At 70.7% G+C, this 16,304-nt stretch carries 17 protein-coding genes; 9 read left to right on the top strand and 8 right to left on the bottom strand.

From position 1 onward, the window contains the following. Positions 1 to 4 precede the first annotated feature (4 nt). The 3 genes from KXC43_RS45785 to KXC43_RS45775 are packed head-to-tail and all read left to right on the top strand — an operon-like array spanning position 5 to position 3,141. Positions 5 to 1,114 (top strand): DUF917 domain-containing protein, encoded by a 1,110-nt coding sequence (locus KXC43_RS45785; RefSeq protein WP_221382576.1) that lies wholly within the window; start codon positions 5 to 7, stop codon positions 1,112 to 1,114. A gap of 4 nt (positions 1,115 to 1,118) precedes the next feature. Further along, positions 1,119 to 2,633, top strand: coding sequence for a PucR family transcriptional regulator (locus tag KXC43_RS53090; protein ID WP_221382575.1), 1,515 nt, complete (start codon positions 1,119 to 1,121; stop codon positions 2,631 to 2,633). A gap of 43 nt (positions 2,634 to 2,676) precedes the next feature. Beyond that, a complete protein-coding gene (locus KXC43_RS45775; protein WP_221382574.1) occupies positions 2,677 to 3,141 on the top strand; it encodes a DIP1984 family protein in 465 nt (154 codons plus the stop codon). Positions 3,142 to 3,420: 279 nt separating this feature from the next. Here KXC43_RS45775 and KXC43_RS45770 read toward each other — a convergent pair whose 3' ends face one another. Genes KXC43_RS45770 through KXC43_RS45760 form a run of 3 tightly spaced genes read right to left on the bottom strand, consistent with a single transcriptional unit; the run spans position 3,421 to position 5,190 of the window. Next, positions 3,421 to 3,792 (bottom strand): cupin domain-containing protein, encoded by a 372-nt coding sequence (locus KXC43_RS45770; protein WP_221382573.1) that lies wholly within the window; start codon positions 3,790 to 3,792, stop codon positions 3,421 to 3,423. A gap of 1 nt (position 3,793) precedes the next feature. Next, a complete protein-coding gene (gene trxB / locus KXC43_RS45765; RefSeq protein ID WP_221382572.1) occupies positions 3,794 to 4,732 on the bottom strand; it encodes a thioredoxin-disulfide reductase in 939 nt (312 codons plus the stop codon). Then, a complete protein-coding gene (locus KXC43_RS45760) occupies positions 4,729 to 5,190 on the bottom strand; it encodes a redoxin family protein (RefSeq protein ID WP_221382571.1) in 462 nt (153 codons plus the stop codon). Before KXC43_RS45760 ends, trxB begins: the two co-directional genes overlap by 4 nt. Before the next feature lie 85 nt (positions 5,191 to 5,275). Here KXC43_RS45760 and KXC43_RS45755 point away from each other — a divergent pair, with 85 nt between their 5' ends. Then, complete coding sequence (locus KXC43_RS45755; protein WP_221382570.1) at positions 5,276 to 5,740, top strand: MarR family winged helix-turn-helix transcriptional regulator; 465 nt, start codon at positions 5,276 to 5,278, stop codon at positions 5,738 to 5,740. Positions 5,741 to 5,801: 61 nt separating this feature from the next. Here KXC43_RS45755 and KXC43_RS45750 read toward each other — a convergent pair whose 3' ends face one another. Continuing rightward, the gene (locus KXC43_RS45750) at positions 5,802 to 6,590 is read right to left on the bottom strand and encodes a hypothetical protein (RefSeq protein ID WP_221382569.1); all 789 of its coding nucleotides are present in this window, start codon (positions 6,588 to 6,590) and stop codon (positions 5,802 to 5,804) included. Positions 6,591 to 7,270: 680 nt separating this feature from the next. Between KXC43_RS45750 and KXC43_RS45745 the strand changes: the two genes are divergently transcribed. Beyond that, on the top strand, positions 7,271 to 7,762 hold the full coding sequence (locus KXC43_RS45745; RefSeq protein ID WP_221382568.1) for a hypothetical protein: 492 nt from the start codon (positions 7,271 to 7,273) through the stop codon (positions 7,760 to 7,762). A 230-nt stretch (positions 7,763 to 7,992) separates the two neighbouring features. Here KXC43_RS45745 and KXC43_RS45740 read toward each other — a convergent pair whose 3' ends face one another. From KXC43_RS45740 to KXC43_RS45730, 3 genes are all read right to left on the bottom strand, one after another. Then, entirely contained in the window at positions 7,993 to 8,571 is a 579-nt protein-coding gene (locus KXC43_RS45740; RefSeq protein WP_221382567.1) for a hypothetical protein, read from the bottom strand. 85 nt (positions 8,572 to 8,656) lie between these two features. Continuing rightward, entirely contained in the window at positions 8,657 to 9,334 is a 678-nt protein-coding gene (locus tag KXC43_RS45735; protein ID WP_308129563.1) for a lytic polysaccharide monooxygenase auxiliary activity family 9 protein, read from the bottom strand. Positions 9,335 to 9,497: 163 nt separating this feature from the next. Further along, on the bottom strand, positions 9,498 to 10,838 hold the full coding sequence (locus KXC43_RS45730; protein ID WP_221382565.1) for a M17 family metallopeptidase: 1,341 nt from the start codon (positions 10,836 to 10,838) through the stop codon (positions 9,498 to 9,500). Positions 10,839 to 11,011: 173 nt separating this feature from the next. Between KXC43_RS45730 and KXC43_RS45725 the strand changes: the two genes are divergently transcribed. From KXC43_RS45725 to KXC43_RS45710, 4 genes are all read left to right on the top strand, one after another. Then, complete coding sequence (locus KXC43_RS45725) at positions 11,012 to 13,057, top strand: hydantoinase/oxoprolinase family protein (RefSeq protein WP_255645957.1); 2,046 nt, start codon at positions 11,012 to 11,014, stop codon at positions 13,055 to 13,057. Continuing rightward, positions 13,054 to 14,718 carry a hydantoinase B/oxoprolinase family protein gene (locus KXC43_RS45720; protein WP_221382564.1) on the top strand — a complete coding sequence of 555 codons (1,665 nt, stop codon included), beginning with the start codon at positions 13,054 to 13,056 and terminating at the stop codon, positions 14,716 to 14,718. The genes KXC43_RS45725 and KXC43_RS45720 overlap by 4 nt, the downstream gene beginning before the upstream one ends. Positions 14,719 to 14,917: 199 nt before the next feature. After that, entirely contained in the window at positions 14,918 to 15,112 is a 195-nt protein-coding gene (locus KXC43_RS45715) for a hypothetical protein (RefSeq protein ID WP_221382563.1), read from the top strand. 84 nt (positions 15,113 to 15,196) lie between these two features. Further along, complete coding sequence (locus KXC43_RS45710; RefSeq protein WP_221382562.1) at positions 15,197 to 15,430, top strand: hypothetical protein; 234 nt, start codon at positions 15,197 to 15,199, stop codon at positions 15,428 to 15,430. Positions 15,431 to 15,474: 44 nt separating this feature from the next. Here KXC43_RS45710 and KXC43_RS45705 read toward each other — a convergent pair whose 3' ends face one another. Next, complete coding sequence (locus KXC43_RS45705; protein ID WP_221382561.1) at positions 15,475 to 16,290, bottom strand: SDR family NAD(P)-dependent oxidoreductase; 816 nt, start codon at positions 16,288 to 16,290, stop codon at positions 15,475 to 15,477. Between the last annotated feature and the right edge of the window lie 14 nt (positions 16,291 to 16,304).

Genomic DNA, 16,304 nt, shown 5'->3' with positions numbered 1-16,304 from the left:
CCCGGTGACCGGGCAGCCCGGCTACATCGGCGCGAGCGCGTCGATCACCGCCGAGGACGTGCCGGCCCTGTACGAGGGGGCCAAGTTCTACTCGCCCGCGGTCGGCGACGCCAACCGCTCGTCGATCACGTCGTGGCTCGCCGGTCTGCTCGACCGTAACGGCCCGGTGCCGCTGCTGCGCGTCGAAGCCGTTCCCCCGGAGACGCCCTGCGTGTCGGTGTGCGTGCTGGGCTCCGGCTCGGCGATGGCCGACCTGCCGCCGGCGGGCGACGAGTTCGAGATGGCGGTCCGGCAGATCGAGCGGCTGCAGCGGGTGTCGTTCGGCGCCGTCTATCCGCTGGCCGCCGCCACGATCAGCGCGCTGGTCGCCGTGGTGGCCGCGGCCCAGCTGCGCGTCCCGTTGCTCGACGCGGACGGCATGGGCCGGACGTTCGCCCTGATCCACCACACCGCGATGCACCTGTCCGGGGTGTCGCCGACGCCGCTGGCCGCGGTCGGTCCGACCGGGGAGAGCGTGCTGGTCGAGGTGCCGTCCGGGCCGCGCGCCGACCGGATGCTGCGGGCGAACGTGGACACCGTCGGCGGCTGGGCCGCCCTGGCCGCGTACCCGACCACCGCCGGCGTCCTCCGCCGCGCCGCCCTGCCGGGCACCGTGTCGCGGATCGCCAACGTGGGGCGGCTGCTGCTCGACCGCACCGACCCCGACGTGCTGGTCACCCGGCTCGGCACGATCACCGGTTGCCGCCGGCTCGCCCGGGGCCGCATCGCCGAGCTCGAGCACCTGAGCCGGCCCAGCGACGTCACCATCCCGGCCCACCCCTCCAGCCTGGTCGTCGAGGAGACCGGCGGGCTCGGCCGGCAGCTGCGCATCGAGCTGCGCAGCGAGATCGTGGCGGTCTTCGCCGACGGCGCGCTGGTCGCCGGCGCCCCCGACCTGATCAGCCTGCTCGACGTCTCCCGGGGCGTGCTGGCCACGCTGGACAGCCTCGAGCCGGGCGATCTGGTCGACGTGCTGGCGACCCCGGCCGACGCGGTCTGGTACTCGCCGCGGGGCATGGAGATGGTCGGCATGGGCTCCCACGGCATCCCCCTGGCCCATCCTCGTCGGCGGTGATTCTGTGAGGCGCACTTCGACGCTGCCCATCACGCTCGGCGAGCTGGCCCGCATTCAGCCGCTGGCCGCCGCCGAGCCGCACCTGGCCGACCCGTCCCGCACGGTCGAGCAGGTGGTGCTGGCCGAGACGTTCGACCGGCTGCGGCGCTGCACCCCGCACGTTCTGGTCGTGCTGCACAACGAGGCGGCCACCGGCGGCTGGTCGCTGGCCGCCGCCCTGCATCTGGCCTGGGAACGCAACCTGTCGGCGGTGGTCGTTTCGCGCTCCGTGGCCGGCGGCTCCAGCGTCGCGCTGGCCGAGCGCCTTCACATGTCGCTGATCCTCATCGACGACGACCCGGTCGACGTCGCCCTGCAGCTGGCCGGGCAGGTCAGCGCGCCCGCCGCGGCCCGGGCGCTGCGCCAGGCCCGGCTGGCCGAGCTGCTGGCCGAGCAGACCGGCATCCGTGGGGTGCTCGGAGTGCTCAACCGCGAGCTGCAGCAGGTGCCGGTCGCCCTGGTGATCGGCGGAGTGGTGATCGCCGGGCAGAGCGCGGCGCTGACCGAACGGCCGCAGATGCGTCAGATCGAGGTCGAGGTGCACGCGCCGGGGGAACGGTCGGCCGCACGCCTGGTGGCCGCGGTGCCGGTGTCCGGCCCGGCCTCGGTCGAACAGGTGGAGTCGCTGCTCCGGCTGGCCCGGCCGTCGCTGCAGGCGGCATGGGCGCAGAGCCGCCTCGACGCCGCCACCCGGGCCGCGCACGAGCAGGCAGCGTTCGGCCTGCTGCGCCGGCTGCCGTCCGCGCCGCCGCCCTCCGGCGAGCAGGCCGGCATCGAGGTTCCGGCCTGGACCAGCGAACTCGGCTGGCAGGTGGGGGAGGCCAACCGGGCGGTGTGGCTGGCGCCGCTGCGCCCGTCCGGCGAGCCGCCGCCCGAGATCACCTACCTCATCCGCGCCTCGTGGCAGCGCGGCCACTCGACCTGGCCGCTGGTGGCCGAGGGCGACGGCTGGATCTCGTGGCACAGCGGCGCCGACCCGGACGACGTGGTCGCGCTGCGCCGCGCCCTGGCCGGCTTCCGCGACTCGGCGGTCGCCCACCGGCTGGTGATCGGGGTCGGCCGGGCCCACGCCGGGGTGGCCGGCCTGATGCGCTCGGTGGCCGAGGCCCGGCTCGCCGCGCACGTGGCCCGCGAGAGCGGCCCGGGGGCGGTGCAGTGGTTCGACCAGGTGGGCGCGAACGCGGCCCTGGCCTGGCTGCCCACCACCGAGATCGCCCAGGTGGCCGACCTGTGCCTGGAGGAGCTGATGGCCGCCAAGGACCGGGCCGCGCTGGTGCAGACGGTGCTCGCGGTGCTCGACGCGGGCGGGTCGCTGAGCCAGGCTTCCCAGCATCTCGGCGTACACCGCAACACGGTTCTGGCCCGGCTCGCCCGGGCCCGCCAGCTCGGCCTGACCTATGACGAGCCCGGCCAGCGGCTCGCTCTGCACGTGCTTTCCTATGCCTTGACCGCACTGTGGAGCGACAACGCCGCCGGCTGAATTATCGGAGGCGCCTCCGATCTTGGGCCGCCATACTGCTTCCATGAAACTTGCCGAGGCTCTCGCGCTGCGCGCGGATGCGTCGCGCCGCGCCGAACAGCTCCGCTCCCGCATCACGGGCAGCGCCCGCTATCAGGAAGGCGAGACGCCCGCCGAGGACGCCGCGTCCCTGCTGGCCGAGGCGAGCGAGGTGCTCGACCAGCTCGAGTCGCTGATCCGCCGGATCAATCGCACCAACGCCGCCACCCCGGTCGGGGACGGCACGCTGACCGACGCGCTCGCCCGTCGCGACGTCCTGCGCCTGCGGCACAGCATCATCAGCGCGGCCGCCGACGCCGCGGCCGGCGAGGGTCAGCGCGGATACCGGCAGCTCCGTTCGGAGCTGAGGATGATCCCCGCGCTGCCGGTCGCCGCGATCCGGAGCCAGGCCGACGACCTCGCCCGGCAGATCCGCGAGGTCGACACGACGATCCAGCGGATGAACTGGGAGGTCGACCTGCTCGACTGACGTACGCGGAGCAGGTAGCCGACGTGGAGGCGCGCACGAACCCGAGAGCCGGCGGGTAATCCGGCTCACGCCTGGCGCGCCGGGGGCAGGCGCGGGGGTTCGACTCCCCGACACACAACGCATGCCCAGCACGCAACACAGGTGACGGCGCACAGGGCACAGCACACCACCAAGTGCGGATCCACGACGGCGAGGGCGGGCAAGGGGAACTCCGCGTTCCACCATCGAGAGACCGGCGATACGCCGCCTGTAGGTGGTGTTTTATGTGCGGGGGTCTGTTCAGCGCGCCCAGGGCGGCGTCAGGCTCTGCCCATTGATGGTGGCCGCCATTCCGAGGCGGGTGCAGGCGATGGCCTCGGCCGGTTGGTCGAAGGGGTTGGTCAGTTGGAACGGCGTTTCGGCGGGCACTGTGAGGCAGTCGCCGGGTCCGACTTCGATCTGCTCCTCGCCGACCGTGGCGACGAACCTGCCGCGCTGGATGACGAAGACCTCCTCGTGGCTCATCGAGTGCGCGGGGGAAGCCGCGCCGGCCGGGGCGTGGATTCGCCAGACCGCCAGCTCGGTCGAGCCTTGTTCGGATCGGGCCAGCGACTGGAAGACGAACCCGTGCATGTGTTGTTCTTCGGCTTCGTCGTGGCGGGTGCAGGGCATTTCAGTTCTCCTTGCTGCTGGTGTCTGCCGTGGTGAGCCAGTGCTCCGCGTCGAGGGCGGCCGCTGCGCCGGTGCCGGCGGAGGTGATGGCCTGGCGGTAGGTCGGGTCGGCGAGGTCGCCGGCGGCGAAGACCCCGTCCAGGTTCGTCCGGGTGGAGCGGCCGGTGGTTCGGACGTAGCCGTGCTCATCGAGGTCCACCTGCCCGCGGAACAGGTCACTGGCGGGGTCGTGCCCGATCGCGACGAAGACGCCGGTGACGGGCAGGCTTCGTTCCTGGTGGGTGCCGGTATGCCGGACGCGTAGGGCGGAGACGGTGTCGTCGCCGTCGACCGAGACCGTTTCGTGGTTCCACAGGACGCTGATCTTGGCGTCAGCGGCAGCTCGCTTCTGCATGGCTTTGCCGGCGCGCAGGGTGTCCCGGCGATGCACCAGGGTCACCGAGCGGGCGAAGCGGGTCAGGAACGTCGCCTCCTCGACCGCACTGTCGCCGCCACCGACGACGGCGACGTCCTGATCGCGGAAATAGGCGCCGTCGCAGGTCGCGCAGCTACCCACGCCGCGGCCGACGAAATCTTCCTCTCCCGGCACGCCCATCCGGCGCCAGCGTGACCCGGTTGCCAGGACCACCGCCCGCGAGCGCAGGACCCGGTCCTCGGTCGTGATCGTCTTTACCGGGCCGGTCAGGCTCACCGCGACGGCGTCCTCCTCCAGAAACACGGCGCCGAAGTTCGCCGCCTGACGGCGCATGGCTTCGACCAAGTCCGGCCCGAGGACACCGTCGGCGAAGCCGGGATAGTTCGCGACCGTGCTGGTCGTCATCAGGGCACCCCCGGACGCCGACCCTTCGACCACGATCGGCCGCAGGTCGGCGCGGGCCAGGTAGATGGCGGCGGTGTACCCGGCCGGTCCGCCGCCGAGAACGACAACCTCAGCGTTCATCGAGCGACCGCCTCGAGCAGCTCCTTGCGGTTCAGGCTCATCTGCGGCACCGTGCTGGTGCGCCGGTACCGGATCGTGCCGTCGGCAGCGACGAGGAACGTCCCGCTGTGCTGGATGGTCAGGAACGTGCCCAGCCCGGCGGCAGCGTGCCCGGCCCCGGAGGCCCACGCGGTGACGGCGGCCGAGGGCGCCTTGGCAGCGACCGCGGCGGCCTCGGGGGCACCGCCGGGGGCGATCAGGATGACCGACGCGCCGCCGAGGTTGCCGGCTTCGGCCAGCTCGGCCAACGACCGGGCGTGCTTGAGGCAGATCGGGCAGTCAGCAGCCCGCAGGAAATACGCGACTGTTGCCCTGCCGCCGCGGACGGCGTGCAGGCTGGTGCGGTTGCCATCGGGTGAGACGAGTGTGAGGTCGGGCATGACGGTGCCGAGGTCGGGAACCGCGGTGGTGGTGGACATGACGTACCTCCCGGTCGAACTGATATAGTCAGCTAAGCTGCCTAAATAGTCAGGTTAGCTGCCTAGTTTGTCAAGGGGGTCGCCGGTGGTTGACGAATCGCCGCTGCAACAACTCGCCGACGCCGGCAGCGACGAGCTCGGCCGGCTCCTGCTGCGCGCCGTCCGCGCCGTCAACGAACAGGTCATCACCCGCCTCGTCGCGCTCGGACACCCGAACATCCGCGGCCCGCACACCGCCGTGTTCGCCAACCTCGACACCGGCGGCACCCGCGCCGTGGTTCTCGCCCAGCGCGCGGGCATGACCCGGCAATCCATGAGCAACCTGATCCGCGAACTCGAAACCAGCGGGTACGTCGACGTCCAGCCGGACCCCCAGGACGGCCGCGCGGCCCTGGTCCGACTCACCCCCCGAGGCGAACAGTTCTGCCTCGACGCAGCCCGCATCATCACCGAGGTCGAAGCCGAATGGGCCGACCGCCTCAGCGACCCACACCTCGAACACCTACGACGGTCGCTGCACACCCTGATCGACGAAGCACCCCCGACCTGACCGTCGGCTGGCCGGGACGGTGAGGTGTAGCTTTCGGGCCCGGGGGCAGCTGCGTCGGGGCTCAGCTGCGTTCTATCCGCCTGAGGAAGCGCACGCCCTTCTTCAGGTAGGCGCGGGGATTACTGTCGAGGAAGCGAGCCCAATCCGGACGCGGCTCGCCGCGCATCATGGCGTAGCGAGCAAGCGCGTAGCCGTACATCGGCTCGGTGAGCAGGCCAAGGCGGCTTGCCGACCACCGGCCGCGAAGGCTGTTCTCATCTGTGGTGTGGGAGTACTCGAACGCTGCGTTTGCCGTGATGACCCCGAAACCGAGGAAGACAGTCAACAGCTCGGCCACGAGCTGTGAATCTCTGCTGACGGTCCTGGCCTTCCCGGTGACGAGCCGGTCATACGCCAACACGCGCGCGATCGTGGCAAGCAGCAGCAGCGGGTGCTGGCCGAGCGTCGGGTTGAGCGAGATGCGTGCGTTCCTGCCGACCTTGCGGTAGCTGCTAGCAGCGTCCGACCGGGTATACGTGTCGGACGTCGTTGTGGGCGTCATGCGGCTCGAGCCGGCGACTGTGGTCCAGTGCCCCGCCGCCCCGGTATCCGTCGAAATGGCCGTGGGGAACTTGACGAAGATCCGCGAGGCGTCGACGCCCATGAAGCCGCACACGGTGACGACCGCCCGACGCATGTCCTGTTGGGTTCCGGTATAGGCGCCCGGGAAGAACTCCGCGGTGGGCAATATGACGGGCGAGTCGAGCCAGCTTGTGCCGAACCGCTCGACGAACCGGGCCATGCGGCCGTCAATCCACTCCTGCTCATCGACCGCGACCGGGCATTTAGCCGTGAACAACACCGTCTCCACGCCTCCCCGTCGGAGGCTAGTGATTGTGGAGGGAGGCGTGATCATGCGAGCGTCCGGCTTTCACGGCCATTCGGTTGACGCCTGCACTGCAGTAACGCTCACGCCGACGAGGACGTGATCCCGACGGCATCCGGATCTCCCGTGACCCATGCGCTACGAAGCTTCCCGGGCCCCCGTTCCGACGCATGGAGTTGCCGCCGTCCGGGCACTCAATAGCAGGGCTTTCACGAGTTGACTCCTTTGCCGCGATCCGCGCGGACAGATCTGGAGGCGTCAGCTACGCGGGCTTGGCTCTGCGATGTCGTCCAGTCGGTCAGTCGGCACCTTCTTTGCCGGGATGGTTCTGCGTCCCTCGAGGCTCGCCTTGAGTAGGCGGTGCATGCCGTCCAGCACGGTGAGCTGGTTCGGTCTGGCGAGTAGGTGCAGCGGAACGGTGGTGTCTGCTGCCAACATTCGGGCGTGGTGTTCGGGAAATGCCTGTGGACTCTGCGCGACTTCTCTCGGGGTGAGGACGAACGGTTGCTCTTCGAACGCCCACATCGGCAGGTCCAGGGTGGCTGGCGCCTTGGCGATTGTGCCTGCCGGCTGGGCGGCGAGTCGCCGACGGAAGATCTCCGCTTGACAGGAGTTTTGGTCTTGATGAGGATCTGACATCCTGCTCGCAGAACCGAGGCTCGACAGTGGACCGTTGCTCCGCGCCGTTCACCACCCTCCTACTCGCGGCAGCGACTCCCGTCGCGGCGGTCTGGTTGATTCCCGACCAGACCGACGACGTGTCCAGGCAACTTGCCGCGCAGGGCGTGGAGCTCGACTACGGAATCGAGCCGGTGAGTTTCGGACCGGTGACCGACACCGTAATCGGCGTCGGAGCGTGCGCCGTGGTCGTGGCATGCCTCGCTCTGTTGGCGTACGGCACGGCCTGCCGGAAGATCGCCAGGGCCTGGTTGGGGGTTGCCGGGTCGGTTCTGGCCATCGGCTTCTTCCTTGGCTTCAGCTGGCGGTTGTGGACCGCCGGTGGCATCGGCGCCAACATCGGTGTCGGCCTGGTGATGCTGATGAGCCCAGTCTGTATCGGGTTGAGCTCGTTGCCGGGGATCTACGGAGCAGTGCTCCTCCGCCGTGCTCACAAGCAGCGCCTGCTCAGCGTCTTCCAGCAGGGAACGGCGCCTTGACCGCGTCGCGGTAGTCCGGCTTATTCCTTGCCCGCACGGTCGCGGCGTCGCAACACCAGCAGCACGGCTGCTGTTGCGAGGAGGGCGCCGGAGCCGCCGAGCGCTATGAAGTAACGGTAGCGCGAGATAAAGATAGGCTTCGAGGACAAGGCCATCGGACACAGCGCTGCTCAGCGAACCGCGGCCACCGAAGCCTTCCGGCGAACCGCGCCGCCACTCGTCGGGTGGCTTCAGGCCAGGCCGGCTGCGGTGTCGTAGCGACGGCGCAGGTCGGCCATCTCGGATTCGGCCAGGGCTTCCTTCGAGGCCAGGTCCGCGTACTTGGGCGGGAACATCTGGCGGAGCCGGTCGGCGAACTTGACGTCCTCGGTGGCCTCGACCACCTGGATGCCGGGCGGGCTGGTGCTGAGATCCAGGATGACCGGGCCGGCCAGTTTGACTGCCACGTCCCACGGGCGCTTCTGTTCGGCGACGCCGCAGAGGTGGAAGCCGTAGACGGTACGCACCTGGTCCAGCGTGGTGGCCTGGGCGGGCTCATGGCCGTACGGGTGGACGCCGCAGATCACCGCGGCCGGCGTTGCCTGCTGGGCGGCAGCGTGGCCGGCGTGGTTGTGCTGCTCGGGGTCCGACTGTTCGAGGGTGCCTCGCATCAGGGTCGCGATCTGCGAATTCAGGTCCGGCGCCTTTGCTTCGGGCGCTTCCGGGTACGCCAGGACGGCCGCTCCGGCCGAGGCCACGAGCAGAATCGCCGCCGCACCCACGTACCGGTTCCGGAGCCGTCCGGCCAGGCCTTTCCACGGCACTGTCATCGCCTCCTCCTGGGGGCCGGGCCGGCCCAGGACGTCCGTTCGTGTCCTGGGCCGGATTGCGTCGTATTGATCAGGTGAGCGTCGATCAGGTGAAGTTCACGTCGCTGCACCACATGTAGGCCTGGTCCAGGTGCGAGGCCTGCCAGATGACGAAGACGATGTGGTGTCCGGTGTATCCGGAGGTGGAGACGTTGAACGAGATGTTCTGCGCGGGGGCGTAGCGGCCCGTCTGCGTGATCAGGTCGAGGTTGCCCCAGCCGAGGGTCTGGGTGGCCGGGTTGAACCCCTGCTTGCTGACGTACACCCGGAAGTAGTCGGCGCCGTGACTGGCCTGGTCGTACAACTTGACAGAGAAGTTGCTGCCCAGGTTGGTGGTGCGCCAGGCGCCGGGCTTGTTCAAGCTGTTGTTGCGGGTGAGGCCGTTGCTGCACAGCTGGCCGTCGGGGGTACGGGCCTGGAACTGGCCACCGAGGCCGTCCCGCAGGGCGCTCATCCAGTTCCACATGGTGTCGGGGTTGGCCTGGAACGCCTGGTAGCACATGGGGTCCTGCTGCTGCATGGCCGGGTTCATGTGCTGGCTGCCCCAGGCCTGCCAGCACTGGTAGGCGCGTGTGGCCGGGCCGACGATGGTGCCGTGGGCCTGGGCCGCGCCGGGCGCGGCCAAAAGGCCGGCCACCAGGGCGAGCAACGTGATGAGGGCCTGGACGGGCCCGCGGACGGCTGAGCGTTTCTGCCGGGATTGACTGGAATCGTGTGGACGCACGGTTCCTCCTCCATTCTGCGGCATTCGGGGGAGTGGGAGCGCTCCCACCCATGCTCGCACCGATGTGGGCAGATATCAACCGTTGTCTATTCAACTTTCGCGGCGTGACCCTCGGACGACTGACGACTGACGACAGGCGGAGCTGCCCGGGGACGCCCTGACCTCAGGCGCGGGTCAGCAGCTCCAGCAGGGTGCGGGCGCCGAAACCGGTCGCGCCGTCGATCGAGGCGTTGCCGGACCAGGCCGGGCCGGTCATGTCGCAGTGGGCCCAGGGGACTGTGCGGGGGACGAACTCGCCCAGGAACAAGGCTGCTGTGATCGCACGGCCCGAGTCGTGCAGGGGATGGTTGCGTACGCCGGAAGGGGTCTTGACCTGGTGGAGGTAGCGCTCGTCGTACGGCAGGCGCCACAGCGGCTCGCCCGCCCTCGCTCCGGCCGCGAGGAACTCAGTGGCTGCGTCGTCGTCGCGGGCCAGGACGGCGGCGATCTCGGGGCCCAGCGCGATCTCGGCCTGGTAGGTCAGGGTGGCCAGGTCGACGAGCAGGCGCGGGGTGGAGTCGGCGGCGAGGGCCAGCGCGTCGGCCAAGATGACGCGGCCCTCGAAGTCGGTGTCCAGAATCTGGATCTCGGTGCCGTTCCAGGCGGTGACGACGTCGCCGGGACGGACGGCGCCGGGGCCGGGCAGGTTCTCGGCGAAAGGCAACACCGCGCGTACGGGAATCGAGCAGCCCGCCCGGCGCAGAGCGGCCATCACGGCGAGCACGGTGACCGCGCCCGCGACGTCCAGGCGCATGCTCTGCATGGCTGCGGGCGACTTCAGCGACAGGCCGCCGCTGTCGAACGTGATCCCCTTGCCGACCAGCGCTATCTCGGGGGCGCCGGCCTCCGGCAGATGGTCGAGCGTCACCAGGTACGGGCCGTCGGGGGAGCCGCCACCGATCGCGGCCAGCGCGCCGAAGCCCTGCGCCCGCACCTCGTCGGGACCGAGCACGGTGCAGGTCAGGCCCGCGTTGTCGGCGATACGGGCGGCCCAGCCGGCCGCGGCGCTCGGGGTGAGCAGGTTGGCCGGCGCGCTGACCAGCAGCCGGGCCAGACGCGCGACGTCGGCCGCGAGTTGCCCGCGCAGCGCGGCCGGCAGCTGGGGCGCGTCGACGAGCAGGGTGACCGCGGCGCCGGGCGGGGTGCCGGTGATCAGTCCGTCGATGATCGGCCCGGTCAGCTCGGGCGGGGCCGACACGGTCACGGCGTCGCCGTCCCGCAGGCGGGCGCCGGCGGTGATCGCGGCCCGGCGCGCCGGCTCCGGAGTCGGGGAAGCGCCGAGCTCGACCAGAAGTGTTTGGCCGTGCACCTCGGGCGGCCATCCGCCGGACGGCACGGACGGCACGAAATCGATGCGCCGGTCGGTCCGGCCCGCATCGACGGTCACCGGTCCGGTGCCGGATACGACGGCATCGGCGGCGGCGGCGATCTCGGCCGTCCGGTCCCGCTTGTCGGTGCTGGTCACAGGGCCTCCCAGAGGGTCACCGGTTTCGGGGCATCGTGCCCGGGGCCACCGGGCGCCGATCGTGCGCGCCGCACGCGCAGCCACCCGGGCGCTATGCCGTGCGCACACTCCCGGCGCACCGCCGCCCCCTAACTTGCGCCTTACCTGACCGGCCTGGACGCGAGGGAGATGACATGGGGCGGTATCGAGTCGCGATGGACATCGGGGGCACGTTCACCGATGTCGTGACGTACGACCAGCAGAGCGGCGCGTTCGCGGCGACCAAGGCCTCGACCACGCCCGGCGATCTCAGCGAGGGCGTGCTGGCCGGCCTGGACGCGGTGGTCGACGAGCCGTCCGGCATCGACTTCCTCGTGCACGGCACCACCCAGGGCCTGAACGCCTTCCTCGAGCGGCGCGGGGTGCCCGTGCTTCTGCTCGGCACGGCCGGGATCGAGGACACGTACCACATCGCCCGGGGACCGCGGACGCGGCTGTACGACCTGCACTACCGCAAGCCGACGCCGCTCGTGCCCCGCCGCGACGTGCTCGGCATCGGCGGCCGCATCGCCGCCGACGGCACCGAGCTCACCCCGCTCGACGAGGACGCCGTACGCGCCGCCGCTCAGAAGGCCCGGGCCGGCGGGCACGGCGCGATCGCGGTGGCGTTCCTGTTCAGCTACAAGAACCCGGCGCACGAGCTGCGGGCCCGCGAGATCCTCCAGGACGAGCTGGGCGACGACGTCACGGTGTCGGTCTCGCACGAGGCGGCGAAGGAATGGCGCGAGTACGAGCGCACCTCGTCGGCCGTGGTCGAGGCGTACACCGGCCCGATCGTACGGAACTACCTGCTCGACCTGGAGGGCCGCCTCGACGCCCGCGGGCTGCGCGTGCCGCTGCACGTCATGCAGTCGTCCGGCGGCATCCTGACCGCGGAGTCGGCCCGCCGCCGCCCGCTCCAGACGCTGCTGTCCGGCCCGGTCGGTGGCGCGATCGCCGGCGCCGAGCTGTCCCGGCAGACCGGCCGGCCGCACCTGATCGGCATCGACATGGGCGGCACCAGCTTCGACGTGTCGCTGATCGTCGACGGTGAGCCCGACGTGTCGGCCGAGGCCCAGCTCGAGGGGCTGCCGATGCTGATGAGCGTGGTCAACATCCACACCGTGGGCGCCGGCGGCGGCTCGGTGGCCTGGGCCGAGGCCGGCGGTCTGCGTGTCGGACCGCGCAGCGCGGGCGCCCGGCCCGGACCGGCCTGCTACGGCCGCGGCGGCACCGAGCCGACGGTGACCGACGCCAACCTGGTGCTGGGCCGCATCGACCCGCAGGGCTTCGCCGGCGGGCAGATGACCCTGGACGTCCAGGCGGCGGAGAAGGCCGTCGACGGGCTGGCCGAGGTGTTCGGCATGACCACGACCTCGATGGCCGAGGGCATCTGCGACGTGGCCAACTCCAAGATGGCGCAGGCGATCCGCACCATCACCGTGTCGCGCGGCATCGAGCCCCGCGACTCGGCGCTGGTCGCCTTCGGCGGGGCCGGCCCGATGCACGCCGTGTTCCTGGCCCGCGAGCTGGGCATCGCCGAGACGGTGGTGCCGCGGTTCCCGGGCGCGTTCTCGGCCTGGGGCATGCTCCAGACCCAGATCCGGCAGGACTACACCGAGCCGTACTTCTATCTGGACCAGGACCTCGACACCGCCGACATGGCCGCGACGCTGGCCCGTCTGGAGAAGGACGGCCTCGACGGGCTCGACCGCGAAGGTGTCGCCGGCGACGCGCGGCACGCCAGTCATGCGGTCGACATCCGGTACGCGGCCCAGGAGTACACCCTGACCGTGCCGCTCACCGGCGCCGACGAGCCGCTGGGCGAGACCTTCCTCGCCGATGTGGCGCAGCGCTTCGCCGACCTGCACAAGAGCCGGTACGGCCACGCGAACCTGGGCGCGCCGATCGAGTTCGTCGCTCTCCGCACGGCTGCCTTCGGCGACCTGGGCCGGCCCGACCCGCAGAAGTGGCCTTCGGCTGACAAGCCCGACTTCGCCCACGAGATCCGCACGGTGGTCTTCGACGGTGAAGCGCAGGACACCCTCGTGGCCCGCCGCGACGACCTCTTCGTGGGCCACACCTTCGACGGCCCGGCCGTGGTCGTCGAGGACACCGCCACCACGGTCGTGCCGCCCGGCTACGCCGTGAGCGTGGACGACATCGGCTCGCTGATCATCTCTCGGAAGGACGGCCAGTGACGATCGACCCGGTAACCGTCGAGATCATCCGCAACGCGCTCAACGCGGCCGCGGACGACATGAACGCCACGCTGATCCGGTCGGCCTACACGCCGATCATCTACGAGTGCGGCGACTGCGTGGTGGCCCTGCTCGACGCCGACCACCAGGTGCTGGGCCAGTCGGCCGGCCTGCCGATCTTCCTGGGCAACCTGGAGACCTGCACCCTGGCCACCGAGGAGCGGTTCGGCCGCGAGGTGTGGCAGCCGGGCGACGTGTGGATCCTCAACGACAGCTACCTGGGCGGCACGCACCTCAACGACGTGACCATCTTCGGCCCGGTGTTCGTCGACGAGACGCTGGTCGGCTTCACCGCCTCGCGCGCCCACTGGATCGACGTGGGGTCCAAGGACCCGGGCGGCTCGATGGACTCGGTCAACATCTTCCAGGAGGGGCTGCGCCTCGGCCCGCAGAAGCTGGTCTCGGGCGGCGTCGAGGAGCGTTCGGTCACCGACACGATCGCCACCAACGTCCGGTTCCCCTACCCGACCACGGGCGACATGCACGCGATGATGGCCTGCATCCAGATGGGGGAGCGGCGGCTTCAAGAGATCGTACGGCGGTTCGGGCTGAGCACGCTGGAGGCGGCGCGCGACGAGATCTTCCACCAGACCGAGCTGCTCGAGCGGGCGGTCATCGCCAAGATCCCGGACGGCGTCTACAGCGCCGAGGGTGTGCTCGACAACGACGGCATCGACCTCGGCACCCCGGTGCCGATCCGGCTGCGGATCACCGTGTCCGGCGAGGAGATCGACTTCGACGTGACCGAGTCGGCCGACCAGACCGTGGGCCCGGTCAACTGCGGCGTCTCGCAGGCCGTCTCGGCGCTCCGGGTCGGCTACAAGCTGCTGGTCAGCCCCGACCTGCCGGGCAACGGCGGCTCGTTCCGGTCGATGACCACCCAGGTGCGCGAGGGCTCGGTGCTCGGCGCCCGGTCGCCCGCCGCCTGCCAGTGGTACTTCTCGCACCTCGGCCTGCTGATCGACATGGTCGCCCGGTCGCTCGCGCCGGCCATGCCCGACCAGGTGGCCGGGGCCAGCCACGGCGACTCGATGATCATCCTGTCGGCCGGCACCGACCCGCGGGTGAGCCGCGAGTTCGTCAGCCTCGAGGCCACCATCGGCGGCTGGGGCGCCTGGAACGGCTCGGACGGCGAGAGCGCGCTGATCAACAACGTGAACGGCTCGCTCAAGGACATCCCGATCGAGGTGCACGAGACCCGCTACCCGTGGCGGATCAACGAGTACCGGATCCGGCCCGACTCGGGTGGCTCGGGCCGGTGGCGCGGCGGCAACGGTGTGATCCGCGAGTACGAGGCGCAGACCGACCTGACCGTGTCGCTGTGGTTCGAGCGTTCCCGTCAGCCGGCCTGGGGCCTGTTCGGCGGCGAGGACGCGGTCGGTCCCGAGGTCGTCATCAATCCGGGCCGCGAGGACGAGCGCCGCATCCTGAAGATCAACGGAATGTCCCTGAAGAAGGGCGACGTGGTGCGCTGCGCGACCGGCGGCGGTGGCGGCTACGGCGACCCGACCGAACGAGCGGCCGACGACGTACGGGCCGACGTGCTCGACCGCAACATCACCGCCGACGCCGCCCGCAACCGGTACGGCATCGGCGCCTGACGAGAGCGTCCGGGCCCGGCGTGACACCCCGGGCCCGGCCGGCTCGCGCCGCAACGGCGGGAACATTGACGCCCGTCGAAGGCAATGTCCATACTCCCCGTGCCACATGACTGTGACACGGGGAGGCATTTCGTGCGGCGACACATCGTGCAAGGGCTCCACGATCCGCGGCGCCGTCCACTCGCTCAGCATCCCCTCGGTGGGCCAGGCCCTGGAGCGGGCGCAGGGCCGTGACGTCAACGTGATGGTCGTCGTCGGCGCCACCAGCACCGGCGAGATCAACATGACCCGGAGCGTCTACGACGATCTGCTGTACGACGGCTTCTGCAACCACTTCAACGATGCCGGCAACTACGGCGTTACTTGTACGACCTCGAACTATCCCTGCGCGTAAGAAGTCCGCCCGCGGCGCCGCGAACGGCCGAAACCTGGGTCGAAGCTGTCCGGCCGTTTCGACGCCCACACCGTGAAGGCCACCATGGAGCGCATTCTCCCCGCCCTGCTGGCGCTGGCCGGCGTGGCCGTCATCGTCGCCAACAAACAGTTCGCCAGGTCTTCGGCGCGGTCCAGCCGGGAGATCTTCGGTCGTGACGTCGGTTCCCGTGAGGCCGCCTTCCAGGCCGTCTTCACGCGGGTGCTGGCCGTCGTGGTCGGCGCCGCGCTCATCGTGATGGGCCTGCTCGGCGCGTTCGGCGTCATCTGGAACGACTAGCAACGATCTTGCATGGAATCGGCGTTACCGGAGGTAGGGGCGGCTCAGTCCTTGCGCGGGCCGAAGGCGCGGAGTGACACCTCCTGCCAGTCGCGCCAGGTCTCCAGGCGCTCCTCGTAGATGGCTTCGATCTCGGGGAGGACGTCGCCCAGGATGAGCCGGCGCGGCGGGTCGTCGGTGTCGACGAGAGTGAGGATGGCCGACGCCGTGGCGGTCGGGTCGCCGATGCGGAACTCCGGCGTCCTCGTCGCGCGAATCTCCGCGTACGAAGAAAGCTCGGCACTTGTCCTGAGACCCCGCGAGGCGAAATCGGTGGCGAACGGGCCGGGCTCGACGCACGTGACGTGGATGCCGAAGTCCTCGACCTCCTGGGCGAGGGCCTCGGTCAGGCCCTCGACCGCCCACTTCGAGGCGTGATAGGCGCCGAAGCCGGGGTACGCGCGGACGCCGCCCTCGCTGGTCACCTGCAGCAGGTGCCCGCCGCGCTGACGCCGCAGCACCGGCAGCACGGCCTGGGTCACCCAGACCGCGCCGAAGAAGTTGGTCTCGACCTGCTGCCGCAGCTCGCGTTCGGTCACCTCCTCGACCATGCCGGCGTGGCCGTAGCCGGCGTTGTTGAGCACGACGTCGAGGCGCCCGAAGCGCTGCACCGCGCGCTCGACCGCCGCGAACACGCCCTCGCGGTCGGTGACGTCGAGCTCGAGCGGCAGGACGGTCTCTCCGAAGCGCTCCACCAGGTCGTCCAGCGTTTCGATGGCCCGCGCGGTGGCGACCACGCGGTCGCCGCGCTCGAGGGCGGCCTCGGCCCAGAGGCGTCCGAAGCCGCTCGACGTGCCGGTGATGAACCAGATTTTGCTCATGCCGCCGAGTCTGG

The organism is Paractinoplanes polyasparticus (genome assembly GCF_019710575.1).
In the GTDB taxonomy this organism is placed as follows: Bacteria; Actinomycetota; Actinomycetes; order Mycobacteriales; family Micromonosporaceae; genus Actinoplanes; species Actinoplanes polyasparticus.
Note: the sequence above shows the minus strand (reverse complement) of the source record. Positions and strands in the feature narration are given on the sequence as shown.